Origin of the sequence: Natrinema sp. CGMCC1.2065, from assembly GCF_051225675.1 — an archaeon.
In the GTDB taxonomy this organism is placed as follows: domain Archaea; phylum Halobacteriota; class Halobacteria; order Halobacteriales; family Natrialbaceae; genus Natrinema; species Natrinema thermotolerans.
Genome location: NZ_JBPJSJ010000028.1, coordinates 19081 through 33752, shown reverse-complemented (window position 1 = coordinate 33752; position 14672 = coordinate 19081). Strand labels below are relative to the sequence as shown.

The 14672-nt window shown below is 67.2% G+C and carries 15 protein-coding genes; 10 read left to right on the top strand and 5 right to left on the bottom strand.

What is annotated here, in order from left to right:
* Positions 1-184 precede the first annotated feature (184 nt).
* Entirely contained in the window at positions 185-466 is a 282-nt protein-coding gene (locus tag ACSBP4_RS18810; RefSeq protein WP_006650051.1) for a ubiquitin-like small modifier protein 1, read from the top strand.
* 3 nt (positions 467-469) lie between these two features.
* Here the strand turns inward: ACSBP4_RS18810 and ACSBP4_RS18805 are convergent, their stop codons facing one another.
* Both ACSBP4_RS18805 and gatD read right to left on the bottom strand, forming a co-directional pair.
* Complete coding sequence (locus ACSBP4_RS18805; RefSeq protein WP_435553123.1) at positions 470-1432, bottom strand: N-acetyltransferase family protein; 963 nt, start codon at positions 1430-1432, stop codon at positions 470-472.
* Positions 1433-1593: 161 nt separating this feature from the next.
* Entirely contained in the window at positions 1594-2844 is a 1251-nt protein-coding gene (gene gatD / locus ACSBP4_RS18800; RefSeq protein WP_435553122.1) for a Glu-tRNA(Gln) amidotransferase subunit GatD, read from the bottom strand.
* A 137-nt stretch (positions 2845-2981) separates the two neighbouring features.
* Here gatD and mfnA point away from each other — a divergent pair, with 137 nt between their 5' ends.
* The 8 genes from mfnA to ACSBP4_RS18760 all read left to right on the top strand — a co-directional run bounded on the left by mfnA (position 2982) and on the right by ACSBP4_RS18760 (position 11681).
* Entirely contained in the window at positions 2982-4088 is a 1107-nt protein-coding gene (gene mfnA, locus ACSBP4_RS18795; RefSeq protein ID WP_435553124.1) for a tyrosine decarboxylase MfnA, read from the top strand.
* 75 nt (positions 4089-4163) lie between these two features.
* A complete protein-coding gene (gene metG, locus ACSBP4_RS18790; RefSeq protein WP_435553121.1) occupies positions 4164-6260 on the top strand; it encodes a methionine--tRNA ligase in 2097 nt (698 codons plus the stop codon).
* 123 nt (positions 6261-6383) lie between these two features.
* Positions 6384-6554, top strand: coding sequence for a hypothetical protein (locus tag ACSBP4_RS18785; protein WP_435553120.1), 171 nt, complete (start codon positions 6384-6386; stop codon positions 6552-6554).
* Between the two features lie 120 nt (positions 6555-6674).
* Positions 6675-8432: a pyruvate kinase gene (gene pyk / locus ACSBP4_RS18780; protein WP_435553119.1), complete on the top strand. Its 1758-nt coding sequence runs from the start codon at positions 6675-6677 to the stop codon at positions 8430-8432.
* A gap of 130 nt (positions 8433-8562) precedes the next feature.
* Entirely contained in the window at positions 8563-8934 is a 372-nt protein-coding gene (locus tag ACSBP4_RS18775; RefSeq protein WP_049965024.1) for a DUF7312 domain-containing protein, read from the top strand.
* Positions 8935-9037: 103 nt separating this feature from the next.
* On the top strand, positions 9038-9679 hold the full coding sequence (locus ACSBP4_RS18770) for an NfeD family protein (protein ID WP_435553118.1): 642 nt from the start codon (positions 9038-9040) through the stop codon (positions 9677-9679).
* A 71-nt stretch (positions 9680-9750) separates the two neighbouring features.
* Positions 9751-10935: an SPFH domain-containing protein gene (locus ACSBP4_RS18765; protein WP_006650060.1), complete on the top strand. Its 1185-nt coding sequence runs from the start codon at positions 9751-9753 to the stop codon at positions 10933-10935.
* 116 nt (positions 10936-11051) lie between these two features.
* The gene (locus tag ACSBP4_RS18760) at positions 11052-11681 is read left to right on the top strand and encodes a winged helix-turn-helix transcriptional regulator (RefSeq protein ID WP_006650061.1); all 630 of its coding nucleotides are present in this window, start codon (positions 11052-11054) and stop codon (positions 11679-11681) included.
* 7 nt (positions 11682-11688) lie between these two features.
* Here ACSBP4_RS18760 and ACSBP4_RS18755 read toward each other — a convergent pair whose 3' ends face one another.
* The 3 genes from ACSBP4_RS18755 to yjjX all read right to left on the bottom strand — a co-directional run bounded on the left by ACSBP4_RS18755 (position 11689) and on the right by yjjX (position 13442).
* A complete protein-coding gene (locus ACSBP4_RS18755; RefSeq protein WP_049965023.1) occupies positions 11689-12348 on the bottom strand; it encodes an HAD family hydrolase in 660 nt (219 codons plus the stop codon).
* A 103-nt stretch (positions 12349-12451) separates the two neighbouring features.
* A complete protein-coding gene (locus tag ACSBP4_RS18750; RefSeq protein WP_006182561.1) occupies positions 12452-12673 on the bottom strand; it encodes a DUF7123 family protein in 222 nt (73 codons plus the stop codon).
* A 244-nt stretch (positions 12674-12917) separates the two neighbouring features.
* Positions 12918-13442, bottom strand: coding sequence for an inosine/xanthosine triphosphatase (gene yjjX / locus ACSBP4_RS18745; protein WP_006650063.1), 525 nt, complete (start codon positions 13440-13442; stop codon positions 12918-12920).
* 215 nt (positions 13443-13657) lie between these two features.
* On the opposite strand from yjjX, the gene ACSBP4_RS18740 reads away from it, so the two are divergent.
* Positions 13658-14638, top strand: coding sequence for a transcription initiation factor IIB (locus tag ACSBP4_RS18740; RefSeq protein WP_006182559.1), 981 nt, complete (start codon positions 13658-13660; stop codon positions 14636-14638).
* Positions 14639-14672 lie beyond the last annotated feature (34 nt).

The window sequence follows — 14672 nt, the reverse complement described above, 5'->3', positions numbered from 1 at the left end:
TCCGTCCTCGGCCGGCCGGACGCGCTTCGCCGGGTGACCGAACGGTCGCTGGCTGACGCGGACGAGTCCGCGACACCGCCGGCCGACGACGGCCAGCGGGCGGCCGCCGATCCGGATCGCGGCCACGCGCCGGAACGGCCCCGAGAGCGGTAGCTACTTGCCGCCGGCACCGATACCGCCACGTATGCCCACGGAGTGGAAACTGTTCGCGGATCTGGCCGAGCGCGCCGGCGACAAGCACGTGACCGTCGACGCCGAGGCCGGCGACACCGTCGGCGACGCCTTCGAGGAACTGCTCGAGGAGGCCCCCGCCCTCGAGGGCCGCGTCCTCGAGGACGGCGAACTGCGCTCCCAGATCAACGTGCTTCGCAACGGCACGAACGTCCTGGTCGAGGAGGAGGGGCTGGCGACGGTTCTCGAGGCGGGCGATGAACTGGCGCTGTTCCCGCCGGTCAGCGGCGGGTAGCCGTCAGCGAGTCGCCGTCAGGTCGATCCCCAGCACGAAGTCCGGTTCCTCGGCGATATCGACTCCCGCGGCGGGCACGTCGGTGACGAATCGAGCGGTTTCGGGAATCAGGACGCGCGTCTTTTCCGCGCCGCAGTCGGCCGCGTCGCGAGCGATCGCGGCGAACAGCGAGCGGGCGGCCTCGACCCCGTCCCACGCGGCGACGCCGTACTCGACCCACCGTTCGGTTTCGGGATCGTCGCTCGAGCCGTCCGTCGCGTCGCCGTCGACCGGCCGCTCGTAGCTTCGGGTGCGGTAGGCAGCGCCAGCGAGTCCATCCTCGCTCTCGACGGCGAAAACCGCCGTTTCGTCGGCCAACCGATCGAAGTCGTCACGCGTGAGTTCGCGGACGGCCCACGATTCCTCGGGCGCGAGACCGAGCCCGCGCAGGTATTCGCGGGCGTCGCTGTGTGTCCAGTAGCGCCACGCCTCGGTCGGATCGCTCGAGACCGCGTGGGGTCCCGCGGCGTCCGGGTCGGGGTCGGGATGGGCGAAGCGAAACTCGGTGATCGGTTCGAAGCCGCTGGCTCGTGCCGCGCCCAGCGAGGCCGCGTTCCACGAGAAGATCATCACGCGGCCCACGGTCGCTCCCTGCTCGCGGGCCCACTCGAAGGTCGCCTCGTTCAGCCGGTGGCTTACGCCCCGCCGGCGGTAGTCGGCCGCGACGCGCATTCCCTGGAACCAGGCCTCGTCGTCCGAGAGCATGACGGCCTGGACGATCCCCGCGGTCTCGCCGTCGACTTCGGCGAGGAAGGTCTTCTTGCCCTGTCCCGGCTCGTCCTCGAGCCAGTCGTGGTAGATTCGCGGGATGTAGTCGCCGCCGCGGTCGGGCCAGATATCGCCCGTGAAGTCGGCGACGGCGTCGTAGTCGTCGTGAGTAGCGCGGCGGATCTCGATGGCGGACTCGGAATCCAACTCTGATGCCATAGCTGTCGAGTATTGGCATCTCATGTGATCGCCCGTGAAAGAACTTCGCGGGCTCGAGGCGGGATCGACTGCGGTGGCACACGCTGTCGTCCGATTTCGAGCGCGCGTCGCAAAACAATCTCTCGACTCCGTCTCCGTTCAGCCGCGTCCAGCGGACGCGATCACTCCCAGGGGACCGACCGCTCCTGAATCTCGCCGGCCAGCGACGTGCCCATCGCTTCCGCGACGTCGTCGCTGTTTGCGAGCGCCCACATCAGCTTGACCTTCGCCGTCCCCGGCAGCGTGTCGCCGGCCTCGACGACGCCGGCCTCGAGCAGGTCCCGACCCGTGTCGTAGACCCGGTCACAGACCCGGCCCTCGAGACACTGACTCGTCATGACGACTGTCGTCCCGTCCGCGATGAGTTCCTCGATGCGGGGGATCAAATCGGTGTGGACGTGTCCGAGTCCGGTGCCCTCGATGATCAGGCCCTCGCTCCCCTCGACGACGTCGAGGAACGCGGGGTCCATTCCGGGGGTGAACTTCAGCAGTTCGACGTCGCCCTCGAGGTCGTCGCGGAGTTCCAACTCGCTCGCTCCGCGTTCCTGATACGCCCGCCGGAACTCGACGGTCTCGGTCTCGTACTCGACCTCACCGAGCGGTTCCGCGCCGACGGTCTCGAAGGCGTCCCGCCGCGAGGTGTGGTTCTTCCGCACGCGGGTCCCGCGGTGAAGGGCACAGCGGTCGTCCGACTCGGTGGCGTGCATACAGACCATGACCTCCGCACAGTCGCTTTTGGCGGCCTCGACCGCCGAGACGGCGTTCATCACGTTATCGGAGGAGGGGCGGTCGGCCGAGCGCTGGGAGCCGGTGAAGACGATCGGTACCGGCGTCTCGAGCATGAACGCGAGGGCGGAGGCGGAGTACTGCATCGTGTCGGTGCCATGCATGACGACGACGCCGTCCGCGCCGGCCTCGATCTCCTCGCGGACCGCCTGCGCGAGGTCCCGCCAGATCGACGGCTCCATGTTCTCCGAGAGGATGTTGGCGACGACGCGCCCGCGGTAGTTCGCCCGGCCGGCCAGATCCGGCACCGCCCGCAGGACGTCCTCGGCGTCGAACTGGGCGGTCACCGCGCCGGTGCGGTAGTCGACCGTCGAGGCGATCGTCCCGCCGGTCGAGATCAGCGAGATCGTCGGCAGGTCGTCGTCGAACTCGATCTCCGAGGCCCCATCGTCGCCCGCGGCGTCGGTGCCGTCGATCCTGTAGACGTCCTCCGCGAGGACCTCCACGTCGGCCTCGCCCCGGTCGACGCCGACGTTGTAGCCGCCCTCGAGTTTCACCACGAGCTGGTCGTCCGTACTCGAGGGGAGCAACACGCCTTCGTACGTACGGTCCGCGCGATCGACGCGGACGCGGTCGCCTGGGTTCATGCGTGGCCGTAGCGCGGCCCCGGACTTGAAGGCACGCTTTCGCGCTACCGGCGGCCGGGCCGGCAGACCCGCCCACGGAACCGAAGACGGCGAGGGAATCCCCTCGTGAAACGTCGTCAAACGCAACAAATAAATCGCTGACCGATTACATACGTGATATGCAAATCGAGCCGCAGGCGTTCGACCGGGTTCTCTCCTCGATGTGTACGGAACCCCACCCGGCGGCACGCGACGCGGCCGAGCGGTTTCTCGCGACCAACCCCGGCGATCCGGGCACCTACCCCGGCGTCTCGGAACTCGAGGACGACGCGGTCGCCCTGCTGAGCGAGATCGCCGGACTCCAAGAGCCGGCGGGCTATATCACCAGTGGCGGCACGGAAGCGAACATTCAGGCAGTCCGGATCGCCCGCGAACGGGCCGATAGCCGGAATCCGAACGTCGTCATGCCCGAGTCGGGCCACTTTAGCTTCCAGAAGGCCGCGGACCTGCTCGGGATCGACCTCCGGATCGTGCCGACCGACGACGACTACCGGGCCGACCTCGGGGCCGTCCGGGCCGCCGTCGACGAGGACACCGCCGCGGTGGTCGGCGTCGCGGGGACGACCGAGTACGGCCGCGTCGATCCCATTCCCGAGTTGGGCGAGATCGCACACTCGGTCGACGCGACGCTGCACGTCGACGCCGCCTGGGGCGGCTTCGTGCTGCCCTTTACCGACTACGAGTGGAACTTCGCCCACGCCGCGGTCGACACGATGGCGATCGACCCCCACAAGATGGGTCAGGCCGCCGTTCCCGCGGGCGGCCTGCTCGTTCGCGATTCGGCCCTGCTCGACGAACTCGCCGTCGACACGCCCTACCTCGAGTCGACCTCGCAGGCGACCCTGACCGGCACCCGTTCGGGTGCCGGCGTCGCCAGCGCCGTTGCCGCGATGGAGGAGCTGTGGCCGACGGGGTACCGCCGGCAGTACGTCCGCTCGCAGAACAACGCCGAGTGGCTCGCCGACGCCCTCGAGAAACGCGGCTACGAGGTCGCCGACCCGACGCTGCCGCTGGTGGCGGCCGACGTCCCCCGCTCGACCTTCGACGCGTTGCGGGCCAAGGGCTGGCGGATCTCGAGAACCGCGACCGACGAACTGCGCGTGGTCTGTATGCCCCACGTCACCCGCGAGATGCTGGCCTCCTTTATCGGCGATCTCGACCGGCTCGAGGTGCGTGCGAGCGTCCCGATCACGAGCGACGACTGATCGCCACCGCGTACCGCGGGTCCGCCCCCGATCGAAACCGGCGGGTTTTACGCCCGCGAGCGCGACGTGGCGATCATGAGCCACGAGGACTTTCCGACGGACGAACCCGCCGTCGTGACCTGTGGGCTCCCCTACGCGAACGGGGACCTTCACATCGGTCACCTGCGGGGGTATATCGGCGCGGACGCCTTTTCCCGCGCGCTCGAGACGCTGGGACAGGAGACGGCCTACGTCTGCGGCTCGGACATGCACGGCACCCCGGTCGCCGTCAACGCCGAACAGGAGGGCGTCGACCCCGAGGACTTCGCGTTAGACTGGCACCGCCAGTACGAGGAGACGTTCCCGAAGTTCAACGTCGAGTTCGACAACTACGGTCACACCCACGACGAGACCAACGTCGAGACGACGCAGGAGATCGTCCGGACGCTGGACGACGAGGGCTACATCTACGAGAAGGAGATCCAGGTCGCCTACGATCCCGACGCCGACCAGTACCTCCCCGACCGCTACGTCGAGGGGACCTGTCCCTACTGCGGCGCAAAAGCCCGCGGCGACGAGTGCGACGAGGGCTGTCAGCGCCACTTAGAGCCCGGCGAGGTCGAGGACCCGACCAGTACGATCACGGGCAACCCCGCCGAGTACCGCAAGCGCACCCACAAGTTCTTCGAGGTCTCCGAATTCGCGGACTTCCTCACCGACTTTTTGGACGGCCTCGAGGGGACCTCGAACGCTCGTAACCAGCCCCGGCAGTGGATCGAGGACGGCCTGCAGGACTGGTGTATCACGCGCGATATGGACTGGGGGATCGATTACCCGACCGCCGAGGGCGAGGACGAGAGCGACCTCGTCCTCTACGTCTGGGTCGACGCGCCGATCGAGTACATCTCGAGTTCGAAGCAGTACTCCGAGCGCGTCGGGACCGACGCGTTCGACTGGGAGCAGGTCTGGAAGGGCGACGGCGAGATCATGCACGTCATCGGCCGGGACATCATCCAGCACCACGCGATCTTCTGGCCGGCCATGCTCGAGGGCGCGGGCTACAACAAGCCCCGCGGGATCGCCGCGACCGGCTTCATCACGATCAACGGCAAGGGGCTCTCGACGAGCCGCAACCGGGCGATCTGGGCGAAGGAATACCTCGAGGAAGGGTTCCACCCCGATCTGCTGCGGTACTATCTGACGACGACCGGCGGGCTCCAACAGGACGTCGACTTCTCCTGGGACGCCTTCCAGGAGACGGTCAACGGCGAACTCGTCGGCACCGTCGGTAACTTCTGGTACCGCTCACTGCTCTTTGCCTACCGCAACTACGAGGGGACCCCCGATGCGGCCGTCTCCGACGAAGTCCGCGACCGCATCGAGGGCGCGATCGACGACGTGCGCGAGAACGTCAACGACTACTCCATGCGCGGGGTCGGCGGAGCGGCGACCGAACTCGCGCAGTTCGGCAACGAGTACATCCAGCGCAACGAGCCCTGGAAGCTCGACGCCGAGAGCGAGGACGCGACGCAGGTCATCCGCGACTGCGTCCAGATCGCCAAGGCCGTCGCCGTCCTGCTCGAGCCGATCACCCCCGACAAGGCCCAGGCCCTCTGGGCACAGATCGGCGAGGACGGCGATATCGCCGACGCCCACCTCGAGGACGCGCTCGAGGCTCCGCCACGGGACTTCGACGAGCCCGGCGAACTCTTCGAGAAGATCGAGGACGACCGCGTCGACGAACTGACTGAAAAGCTCGAGGAACGCGTCGCGGCCGCCTCGGACGATGACGACGAGGAAACCGAAAGCGACGAAAGCACCGACGCGGAAGCCGACGGTATGAGTGACACCGATGATCTCGAGCCGCTGGCCGACGAGCGGATCGGGTTCGAGGACTTTCAGGAACTGGACGTCCGGGTCGGCCGGATCGAATCCGCCGAGGGAATCGAGGGCGCGGACGACCTCGCGCGCCTCGAGGTCGACATCGGTTTCGAGACCCGACAGATCGTCGCGGGGATCAAGCAACTGCACGATCTCGACGAGCTGCCGGGCGAGAAATGTGTCCTGCTCGCGAACATGGAGAAAGCCGAACTGTTCGGCGTCGAGTCCAACGGGATGATCCTCGCCGCGGGCGAGGAGGCCGACCTGCTGACGACCCACGGCGACGCCGCGGTCGGCGAGAAGATCAAGTAGACGGCTCGCTCGAGCGGGGGCGATCCGGGCGGTCGCACGGTGACCGTTCGACACCCCCGTCTCGGTAGTATCTGTCAACCCGCCTCAAATACAGCTATGTGGTTAGATGCAATACGTTCGCATATGTCACAGAGTGACGGGCGCGTTCGAGGGGCTGTCGGTCGAGACGCGCGGTCGAACTGGCTCGCGTGGCTTCCCGCCGCTTGCGGATCGGCGGAAGCCAGGGCGCTCGTCGTGATCGCCCTCTCGCTGTTTTCGGTCATGGCGCTTGGCAACCTCGCCGGCCTCTGGTAACGGCCCGATCCGGGCCCGCCGCTCGGGGGTCGGCGTGGCGGGCGACGGCGCCTCGACGAAACGGGTACTCGAGGGCGAGTAAGCGACCGGTTTTTACGCCACCTGGCGTTAGCCCCCGACATGAGAAACGCGAAGATCGTCTGTACGCTGGGACCGGCGTCGAACGACCGGGAAACGATCCGGGAGTTGGCCGAGGCGGGGATGTCGGTCGCGCGGCTGAACGCGAGCCACGGGAGCCGCGAGGACCGCGCCGCATTGATCGACCGGGTCCGCGCGGTCGACGAGGAGCGCACCGAGCCCGTCGCAGTCATGCTCGACATGCAGGGCCCCGAGATCCGGACCGCGCCCCTGCCCGGGGGGGAGACAGTGACGCTCGAGACGGGCTCGGAGATCCGCTTCGTCGAAGGCGAGACGGCGACGCCAGAGACCGTCGGGCTCTCGCTGTCGATCGACGCCGTCGAGCCCGGCGATCGGATCCTGCTCGACGACGGGTTGATCGAGGCAACCGTCCTCGAAACCGAGGGCGAGGGCGTCCGAGCCCGCGTCGATACCGGCGGCGACCTCGGCGGCCGCAAGGGGGTCAACGTCCCCGGCGTCGAACTCGACCTCGACGTCGTCACCGAGTCCGACCGAAAGGATCTCGAGCTGGCCGCCGCAAAGGAGGTGGACTTCGTTGCCGCGAGTTTCGTCCGGGACGCCGACGACGTCTACGAGGTCGACGAGGTACTCGAGGCGGCCGGTGCCGACATTCCGGTCATCGCGAAGATCGAGCGAGCGGGCGCGGTCGACAATCTGGACGAGATCATCGACGCCGCCTACGGCGTGATGGTCGCCCGCGGCGACCTCGGCGTCGAGTGTCCGATGGAGGACGTCCCGATGATCCAAAAGCGGATCATCCGGACGTGCCGCGAGGCGGGGCGGCCGGTCATCACGGCCACGGAGATGCTCGACTCGATGGTCACGGCGCGTCGGCCCACCCGCGCGGAGGCCTCCGACGTCGCCAACGCCGTCCTCGACGGCACCGACGCGGTCATGCTGTCGGCCGAGACGGCGATCGGCGACCACCCCGTCGCCGTCGTCGACGCGATGGACAGCATCGTCCGCGAGGTCGAGGGCTCCGCGGAACACGCCGAACTGCTCGAGCAGCGGGTCCCGGCCGCCGGCGAGGCGCGGACGGACGCGCTCGCTCGCTCGGCCCGCTTTCTGGCCCGGGACATCGACGCGGACGCGGTCGTCGCCGCGACCGAGTCCGGTTACACCGCCCTGAAGACGGCGAAGTACCGCCCCGGCGTGCCCGTCGTCGCCTCGACGCCGAGTCAGGCGGTGCGCCGCCAGCTCGCGCTGACCTGGGGCGTGACGCCGCTGTACGCCAACGTCTCGGGACAGGGGGCCGGCGCGGTCGTCGAGAAGGCCGTTCAGGCGGCCCTAAACGCCGGCGTCGCCGAGAGCGGGGACACCGTCGTCGTCCTCTGTGGCATGATGACCGAACTCGAGGGGGCGAACACGACGAACATGCTGAAGGTCCACGTCGCGGCCGACGCGCTGACGACCGGTCAGGTGGTCGTCGAGGGCCGGGTGACCGGGCCGGTCGTCCACGTCACTGACGGCGACATCTCGGGGGTCCCCGAGGGCGCGATCCTCGCGCTGCCGGCCGATTTCGACGCGGAGTTCTCGAGCGAGACGGACCGGATCGGCGGGATCGTCAACGCCCAGCGGGGGATGACCGGTTATCCGGCGATGATCGCCCGCGAACTGGGCGTGCCGATGATCAGCGACGCGGACGTGGCGGCGCTGTCGGCCGGCGAGACGGTCACCGTCGACGCCGAGCGCGGCGTCGTCTACGGCGGCGATATCGGGGGTCGTCCCGAGCGCCCCTGAGACCGACTGTTGGACCGATTTCCCGGTGTAACTGCAGGACATCGGGGTTGGACCGGTGATCCCGTACAACGGGCCGTCCGCCCCGCGCTCGGACCACGGGTTTTTGACGGTGGATCCGTTACGATCAGCCATGGCAGACGAACCGTCCGGGACGCGAGACGACGCCGACGACGACCGGACCGAGCGGTCGGTTACGGGGCCCGACGCGACCCGGACCGACTCGGGCGAGGGCTGGGGCGTCGCCGACCGGAGCGGCGACGCGGACCGAGACGATTCCGTTCGGGACGAGCGCGTCGACGATGACGACCGCATCCCGCTCGACCTCTCGGACTCGAGCGATGACGCGGCCGACGTGGACGACGATGAGGAGTACGCGCCGGAGCCGAACGAGACGCCCATCGAGCCCGGGGAGCCGGAACTGGAAAGCGCGCTGTTCGTCCTGTTAGGGGCGATCGCGATGGTGTTGGTCCTCGTTCGTCTCGTGATGATTCCGCTCGGGTGAGGCGCTCTCGCCGCCGGCGGGAGCGCGAGGTCGTGGCCGGAGCGATAAAATCACTCGACGACCGCGGTAAACATTTAATCGGGGCGAGACCTTAGCCCCGGATATGGTGGAATCCCTCGCGGGGAACGTGCCGCTCTTGCTCCTAGTCGCGGGACTCGTGTTGATGGTCCTCGAGGCGGTGTCTCCCGGCGCACATCTCATCGTCATCGGCGTCGCGCTCGTCGGTGCCGGGCTGCTCGGTGTGTTGTTCTCGCCCTTCGCGAACGTCCTCGTGTTGGCCCTGTTGACGCTGCTTATCGGTGCCGCGGCCGCCTACGTCTACCGCGAGTTCGACTTCTACGGCGGGAAAGGCACCGGCAGGACGACGGACTCGGACTCGCTGGCCGGCACGACGGGCTACGTCACCGAAACGGTCACGACCCGCAGCGGCGAGGTCAAACTCGAGGAGGGCGGCTTCGCTCCCTACTACAGCGCTCGGACCACCGACGGCCGGATCGAGGAGGGGTCGGAAATCATCGTCATCGACCCGGGCGGCGGGAACGTCCTGACCGTCGAGTCCCTCGACGCGATCGGCGAGGACGAGATCGATCGCGCGCTCGCACGCGATCAGGCCGAGACCGAGGCGGCCGCCGAAGCCGATGCCGCCTCGGTGGCCGACACGGAGACCGACGACGAACCGGCCGATGACGCCGCGGTCGACCCCAACGACACCGAACCGGAAACGGAGACGGAAACGGAACGGTGAGGTCCCGATCGGGGCAGACATGTCGACGAAACAAGGGAACGCTTTTCCCCCCACCGCCGTAAGTCGGGGATATGGTGGTCCAACTCATTCCGATGCAGGCCCTCGGTGGGGCCCTGCTACTCGTCGGAGCCCTCTTGCTCGTCCTCGTGATCGCCGCGCTGCTGAGCGCGATCGAGATCGTCGACGCCTACGAGAAACGCGCGCTAACCGTCTTCGGTGAGTACCGTAAACTGCTCGAGCCGGGGATCAACTTCGTCCCGCCGTTCGTCTCGAACACGTACGCGTTCGACATGCGAACCCAGACGCTGGACGTGCCCCGGCAGGAAGCGATCACGCGCGACAACTCGCCCGTGACCGCCGACGCCGTCGTCTACATCAAGGTGATGGACGCCAAGAAGGCGTTCCTGCAGGTCGACGACTACAAACGGGCCGTCTCGAACCTCGCCCAGACGACGCTGCGTGCCGTGCTGGGTGACATGGAACTCGACGACACGCTGAACAAGCGCCAGGAGATCAACGCCCGCATCCGCCAGGAACTCGACGAACCCACCGACGAGTGGGGGATCCGCGTCGAATCGGTCGAGGTCCGCGAGGTCAACCCCTCGAAGGACGTCCAGCGCGCGATGGAGCAACAGACCTCCGCCGAACGGAAACGCCGTGCCATGATCCTCGAGGCACAGGGTGAACGCCGCAGTGCCGTCGAGAAGGCCGAAGGTGACAAACAGAGCGAGATCATCCGCGCCCAGGGTGAAAAGCAGAGCCAGATCCTGGAGGCACAGGGTGACTCCATTTCGACCGTGCTGCGAGCCCGCTCGGCCGAATCGATGGGCGAGCGCGCCATCATCGACAAAGGAATGGAGACGCTCGGCGAGATCGGCCAGGGCGAGTCGACGACGTTCGTCATGCCCCAGGAACTCACCTCGCTGGTCGGGCGCTACGGCAAGCATCTCTCGGGCAGCGACGTCGAGGCGGACGGTCAGGAACTCGAGAGCCGCGAGTTCGACGACGAGACGCGCGAACTGATCGGCCTGGACGACATCGCCGAGATCATCGGCGAGATCGACCAGGAGGCCGAGATGGACGTCGAGGCGATGGAACAGGAGGCCCAGGCGATCAAGGAAGGCCAGGACACGGCGGATATCTCGGATCCCGACGAGGTCATCGAACAGATGGATCAGGACTTCCAGGGACAGACCGACGGTGGGACCGGCGTGCCGAGCGACGAGGCCGGCGACGACCCCTCGTCCAGCGACTGATCGGCCCGTCCCGCGCTCTTTTGCCGACGCAGCCGTCCAGTAACCGGTCACTATCGGAAAACAGGACGGAGCGAAACCTGTTTTACGGGTCGAACCGTTGTGGACCGTAGATAGACATGACGAAGCCCGACGGGGTCGACGACGAGAAACGAGCGACCCTGCGCCGATTCGCTGCCCTCGGTGCTGCCTCCCCGCTCGTCGGTCGCGCCGACACAGCGGCGGCTGAAACGGGCGAAAGCGACGCGCGCGACGCGATCGCGGGCTATCTCTCGACGACGCCCGGTGCCCACTTCTCGAAGATCCGCGACGACCTCCAGTTGGGGACCGGCGAGACCCAACACCACCTCCGCCGACTCGAGGACGCCGGCGCGATCGAACGCTACCGCGACGGCGACTACAAGCGCTACGTCACCGCCGGCCGGTTCGACGAGTTCGAAAAACGGGCGCTTGGCTACCTTCGGCGGGAGACCCCACGTGGCATGCTGATCGAACTCCTCTTGACGCCGTCGGCGACGGCCGCCGATCTCGCGGACGCACTCGAGGTCTCCGCACCCACGGTCAGCAAGTACGCCGGCGAACTCGAGGAGGCGGGCCTGCTCTCGCGGGCGGACGGCTACGCCGTCGAACGCCCCGAGACGGTGCTGGTGCTGGTCGTTCGCCACGCCGACTCCTTCGGCGATCGGGCGCGGACGCTGGCCCGGAACGCCGACGGCTATCTAGCGTATCAGGGCGACGACGCCGAATAATTCGTTCTTACAGCGACTCGAGCGCCGCCGGGAGCCCCGTCAGTCCCTCGAGTTCGACGGTCGCGTTCGGCGGCCGTTCGTGATCGCGGTTGTGGTCCCGTCGCACGTAGACCGTCTCGAGGCCCGCTGCCTGCCCCGCGGCGACGTCTTTGTGGGAGTCGCCGACGTAGACACCTTCCGCGACCCCGAGGGTGGCCAGCGCGTCCTCGATGTAGTCGGGGTCGGGCTTGCGCCGCTCGTACCCCTCGAACGTGGGGTCCCGTCCGCGGACGACGTCGAAGTCGATCCCGACGTAGTCGGCGACGAACGCGGCGGTCTCGTGACGGTTGTTGGTTACGAGCCCCACCGTCGTCCGGTCGGCGAGGTCCCGGATCGTCGCGACGTCGTCGTAGATCCCACGCTCGCCGGCACGGAGCCGATCGTGGGTGCCCCGCGAGGCGTAGCGCTCTTTCAACTCCCAGAAACGGTCGGGATCGACCCCCAACTCCTCGCAGTGGGTCCTGATCCGCTCGGCGTCGTGTCGCCTGAAGTCCTCGCGCTGTGCCGGCGACGGATCGACCTCGAGATCGGCTACGGCCGCGTCAGCGGCGTCGGCGTACACCTGCGGGTCGGTGCGCGGTCCCTCGAGAACGATCCCGTCCATGTCGAACAGTACCGTCGTCGTCATTCGGTGCTGCTAGGGGAGCGAGCGAAAAGAGGGTTCGGCAGCCGCGGGGCTCGTGAAACGATCGACAAACGGCAGCGAAATGAGCCCCTTGGTCGGTTCCGTCTCAGATGTCGACCTTCCAGGTGGTACTCGAGGAGTACCCCCACTTTTCGATCTCGACGTCGTAGTCGCCCTCCTGGAGCGCTGTAATGTTCGAGCCGACCTCCTTGGCCGTCATCCCGAGTTCCTGGCCGATCAGACGGGATTTGAAGTACGTCTTCGTCGCCGCGTTGTTCCGAAGGTACTCCAGAATCCGGCGCTGTTTGCTCGTGAGGTCGGGGGCCATTGCAGTGCTCATACACGATGGGATGGCAGGTACACCCTTAGGGGGTTTGGTACGTGCAGTTAACCCGCCGCCGTCCTGCGATTTTTGTGGTCGGTAATCGATGTATACTGCCGTCGAAAGCTTTCGTTGGTACACGTGGTTAATATATATTTGCTGGCGACTGTCATCTGTACGTGTCCGTTTCCAATCGGCGGAATCGCCCGGCTGTCGGGCCGTGAAACCGGCGAGTCGGTGCCGGTGACGGTCAGCTGTCGGCGTCGTAATAGTTCGTTAGGAACGGGCCAAACGAACATGCAACCGCCTGCCCGAGCGCCGCCGTCCGGTCGGTGAGCCGATCCGTGAAGACGCCGACCGCGCCTGCCCCTTCGGCGAGTCCCTCGGTGCCGAGCAGTTCGTCCATCACCGGCCCCAACTCCCGGCCGTCCTCGAGTCGCGCCGCGACGTCGTCCGGAAGGCGGATCGTCGGACCGGCACCACGTTCCAATCGATCGCCGTCGGTGACCGCGCCCCACATGATCAGCGAGAGGCCCGGTGTTCCCTCGAGTCGCGCGACCCCGCCCTCGAGGCCGACGCCGTAGTCGGCCCCGGTCGCCTCGAGCGCCCGTCGGGCACGGTTCTCCGCACCCGTGACCGTCTCCGCGACCGATCGGGGCTGTTCGCTCACGCCGGAGTCGACGGCGACCGGGCGGACGGTCGCTTCGTCTCGCTCGACGGTCCGTTCGACCGCGTCGATCTTGACCGGGTTCGTACTCCCGACTGCGATCTCCATATCGGCCGTTCGAGCGGGGCCGATTTGGGGGCTGTGTTTCCGCTCGCGTTCGCAGTTTTACTCCGCCTATCTATCATGCTCTTTTGCCCGAATTACCCGTTTTCGGGGGATGTGCGGTTGGGATTTCGAAACCCTTAACCCTCGAGTGTCTGAACGTGGGAGGTAACGACTCCGCCCGGGCTTTTACGATCGGTTCGGCCGGGAGCATTCGCGATATGACTAACGCACCATCGAACACGAGAGTACGACGTAGCGAACCCGAAACGAACGAAACGGAAACCGAAACGGAAGAGGAGGATCTCGTCTGTCCGGAGTGTGCGGGCAATCTCGTCGTCGACGACGAACACGGCGAAACGGTCTGTGAGGACTGTGGACTGGTCGTCGAGGAGGACTCCGTCGACCGCGGTCCCGAGTGGCGCGCGTTCGACGCCGCCGAGAAGAACGAGAAGTCCCGCGTGGGTGCGCCCACGACGAACACGATGCACGACAAGGGGCTCTCGACGAACATCGACTGGCGCAACAAAGACGCCTACGGCAACTCGCTTGGCTCGCGCCAGCGCGAGAAGATGCAGCGCCTGCGCAAGTGGAACGAGCGCTTCCGAACTCGTGACTCCAAGGAGCGCAACCTGAAACAGGCCCTCGGCGAGATCGACCGCATGGCGTCTGCACTCGGCCTCCCGACGAACGTCCGCGAGACGGCGTCGGTCATCTACCGACGTGCACTCGACGAGGACCTGCTCCCCGGTCGCTCGATCGAGGGCGTCTCGACGGCCTGTGTCTACGCCGCCGCCCGGCAGGCCGGCGTCCCCCGAAGTCTCGACGAGATCGCCGACGTCTCCCGCGTCGAGAAAAACGAGATCGCACGCACCTACCGCTACGTGGTTCGGGAACTCGGCCTCGAGGTCCAGCCGGCCGATCCCGAGAGCTACGTGCCCCGCTTTGCTTCCGGACTGGAACTCTCCGACGAGGCCGAACACCGCGCGCGGAGTCTGCTCCAGAACGCCAAGGAGAAGGGCGTCCACAGCGGTAAATCGCCGGTCGGCCTCGCCGCGGCAGCAGTCTATGCCGCCGCACTCCTGACCAACGAGAAGACCACGCAGGCCGCCGTCTCCGATGTCGCCGACATCTCCGAAGTCACGATTCGGAACCGCTACCACGAACTCCTCGAGGCCGAGGAGACTATCGGCCTGGCCTAACTCGCGGCGACGTTCGCCGAAACGATACCGTTTT

Excerpts from the sequence above, each read along its gene's own strand:
- ACSBP4_RS18760 (WP_006650061.1), top strand. The coding sequence starts at position 11,052 with ATGACGAAGCCCGACGGGGTCGACGACGAGAAACGAGCGACCCTGCGC.
- yjjX (WP_006650063.1), bottom strand. The coding sequence starts at position 13,442 with ATGGAGATCGCAGTCGGGAGTACGAACCCGGTCAAGATCGACGCGGTC.
- ACSBP4_RS18775 (WP_049965024.1), top strand. The coding sequence starts at position 8,563 with ATGGCAGACGAACCGTCCGGGACGCGAGACGACGCCGACGACGACCGG.
- pyk (WP_435553119.1), top strand. The coding sequence starts at position 6,675 with ATGAGAAACGCGAAGATCGTCTGTACGCTGGGACCGGCGTCGAACGAC.
- ACSBP4_RS18785 (WP_435553120.1), top strand. The coding sequence starts at position 6,384 with ATGTCACAGAGTGACGGGCGCGTTCGAGGGGCTGTCGGTCGAGACGCG.
- ACSBP4_RS18755 (WP_049965023.1), bottom strand. The coding sequence starts at position 12,348 with ATGACGACGACGGTACTGTTCGACATGGACGGGATCGTTCTCGAGGGA.
- ACSBP4_RS18770 (WP_435553118.1), top strand. The coding sequence starts at position 9,038 with ATGGTGGAATCCCTCGCGGGGAACGTGCCGCTCTTGCTCCTAGTCGCG.
- metG (WP_435553121.1), top strand. The coding sequence starts at position 4,164 with ATGAGCCACGAGGACTTTCCGACGGACGAACCCGCCGTCGTGACCTGT.
- ACSBP4_RS18765 (WP_006650060.1), top strand. The coding sequence starts at position 9,751 with ATGGTGGTCCAACTCATTCCGATGCAGGCCCTCGGTGGGGCCCTGCTA.
- ACSBP4_RS18805 (WP_435553123.1), bottom strand. The coding sequence starts at position 1,432 with ATGGCATCAGAGTTGGATTCCGAGTCCGCCATCGAGATCCGCCGCGCT.
- ACSBP4_RS18810 (WP_006650051.1), top strand. The coding sequence starts at position 185 with ATGCCCACGGAGTGGAAACTGTTCGCGGATCTGGCCGAGCGCGCCGGC.
- ACSBP4_RS18750 (WP_006182561.1), bottom strand. The coding sequence starts at position 12,673 with ATGGCCCCCGACCTCACGAGCAAACAGCGCCGGATTCTGGAGTACCTT.
- ACSBP4_RS18740 (WP_006182559.1), top strand. The coding sequence starts at position 13,658 with ATGACTAACGCACCATCGAACACGAGAGTACGACGTAGCGAACCCGAA.
- gatD (WP_435553122.1), bottom strand. The coding sequence starts at position 2,844 with ATGAACCCAGGCGACCGCGTCCGCGTCGATCGCGCGGACCGTACGTAC.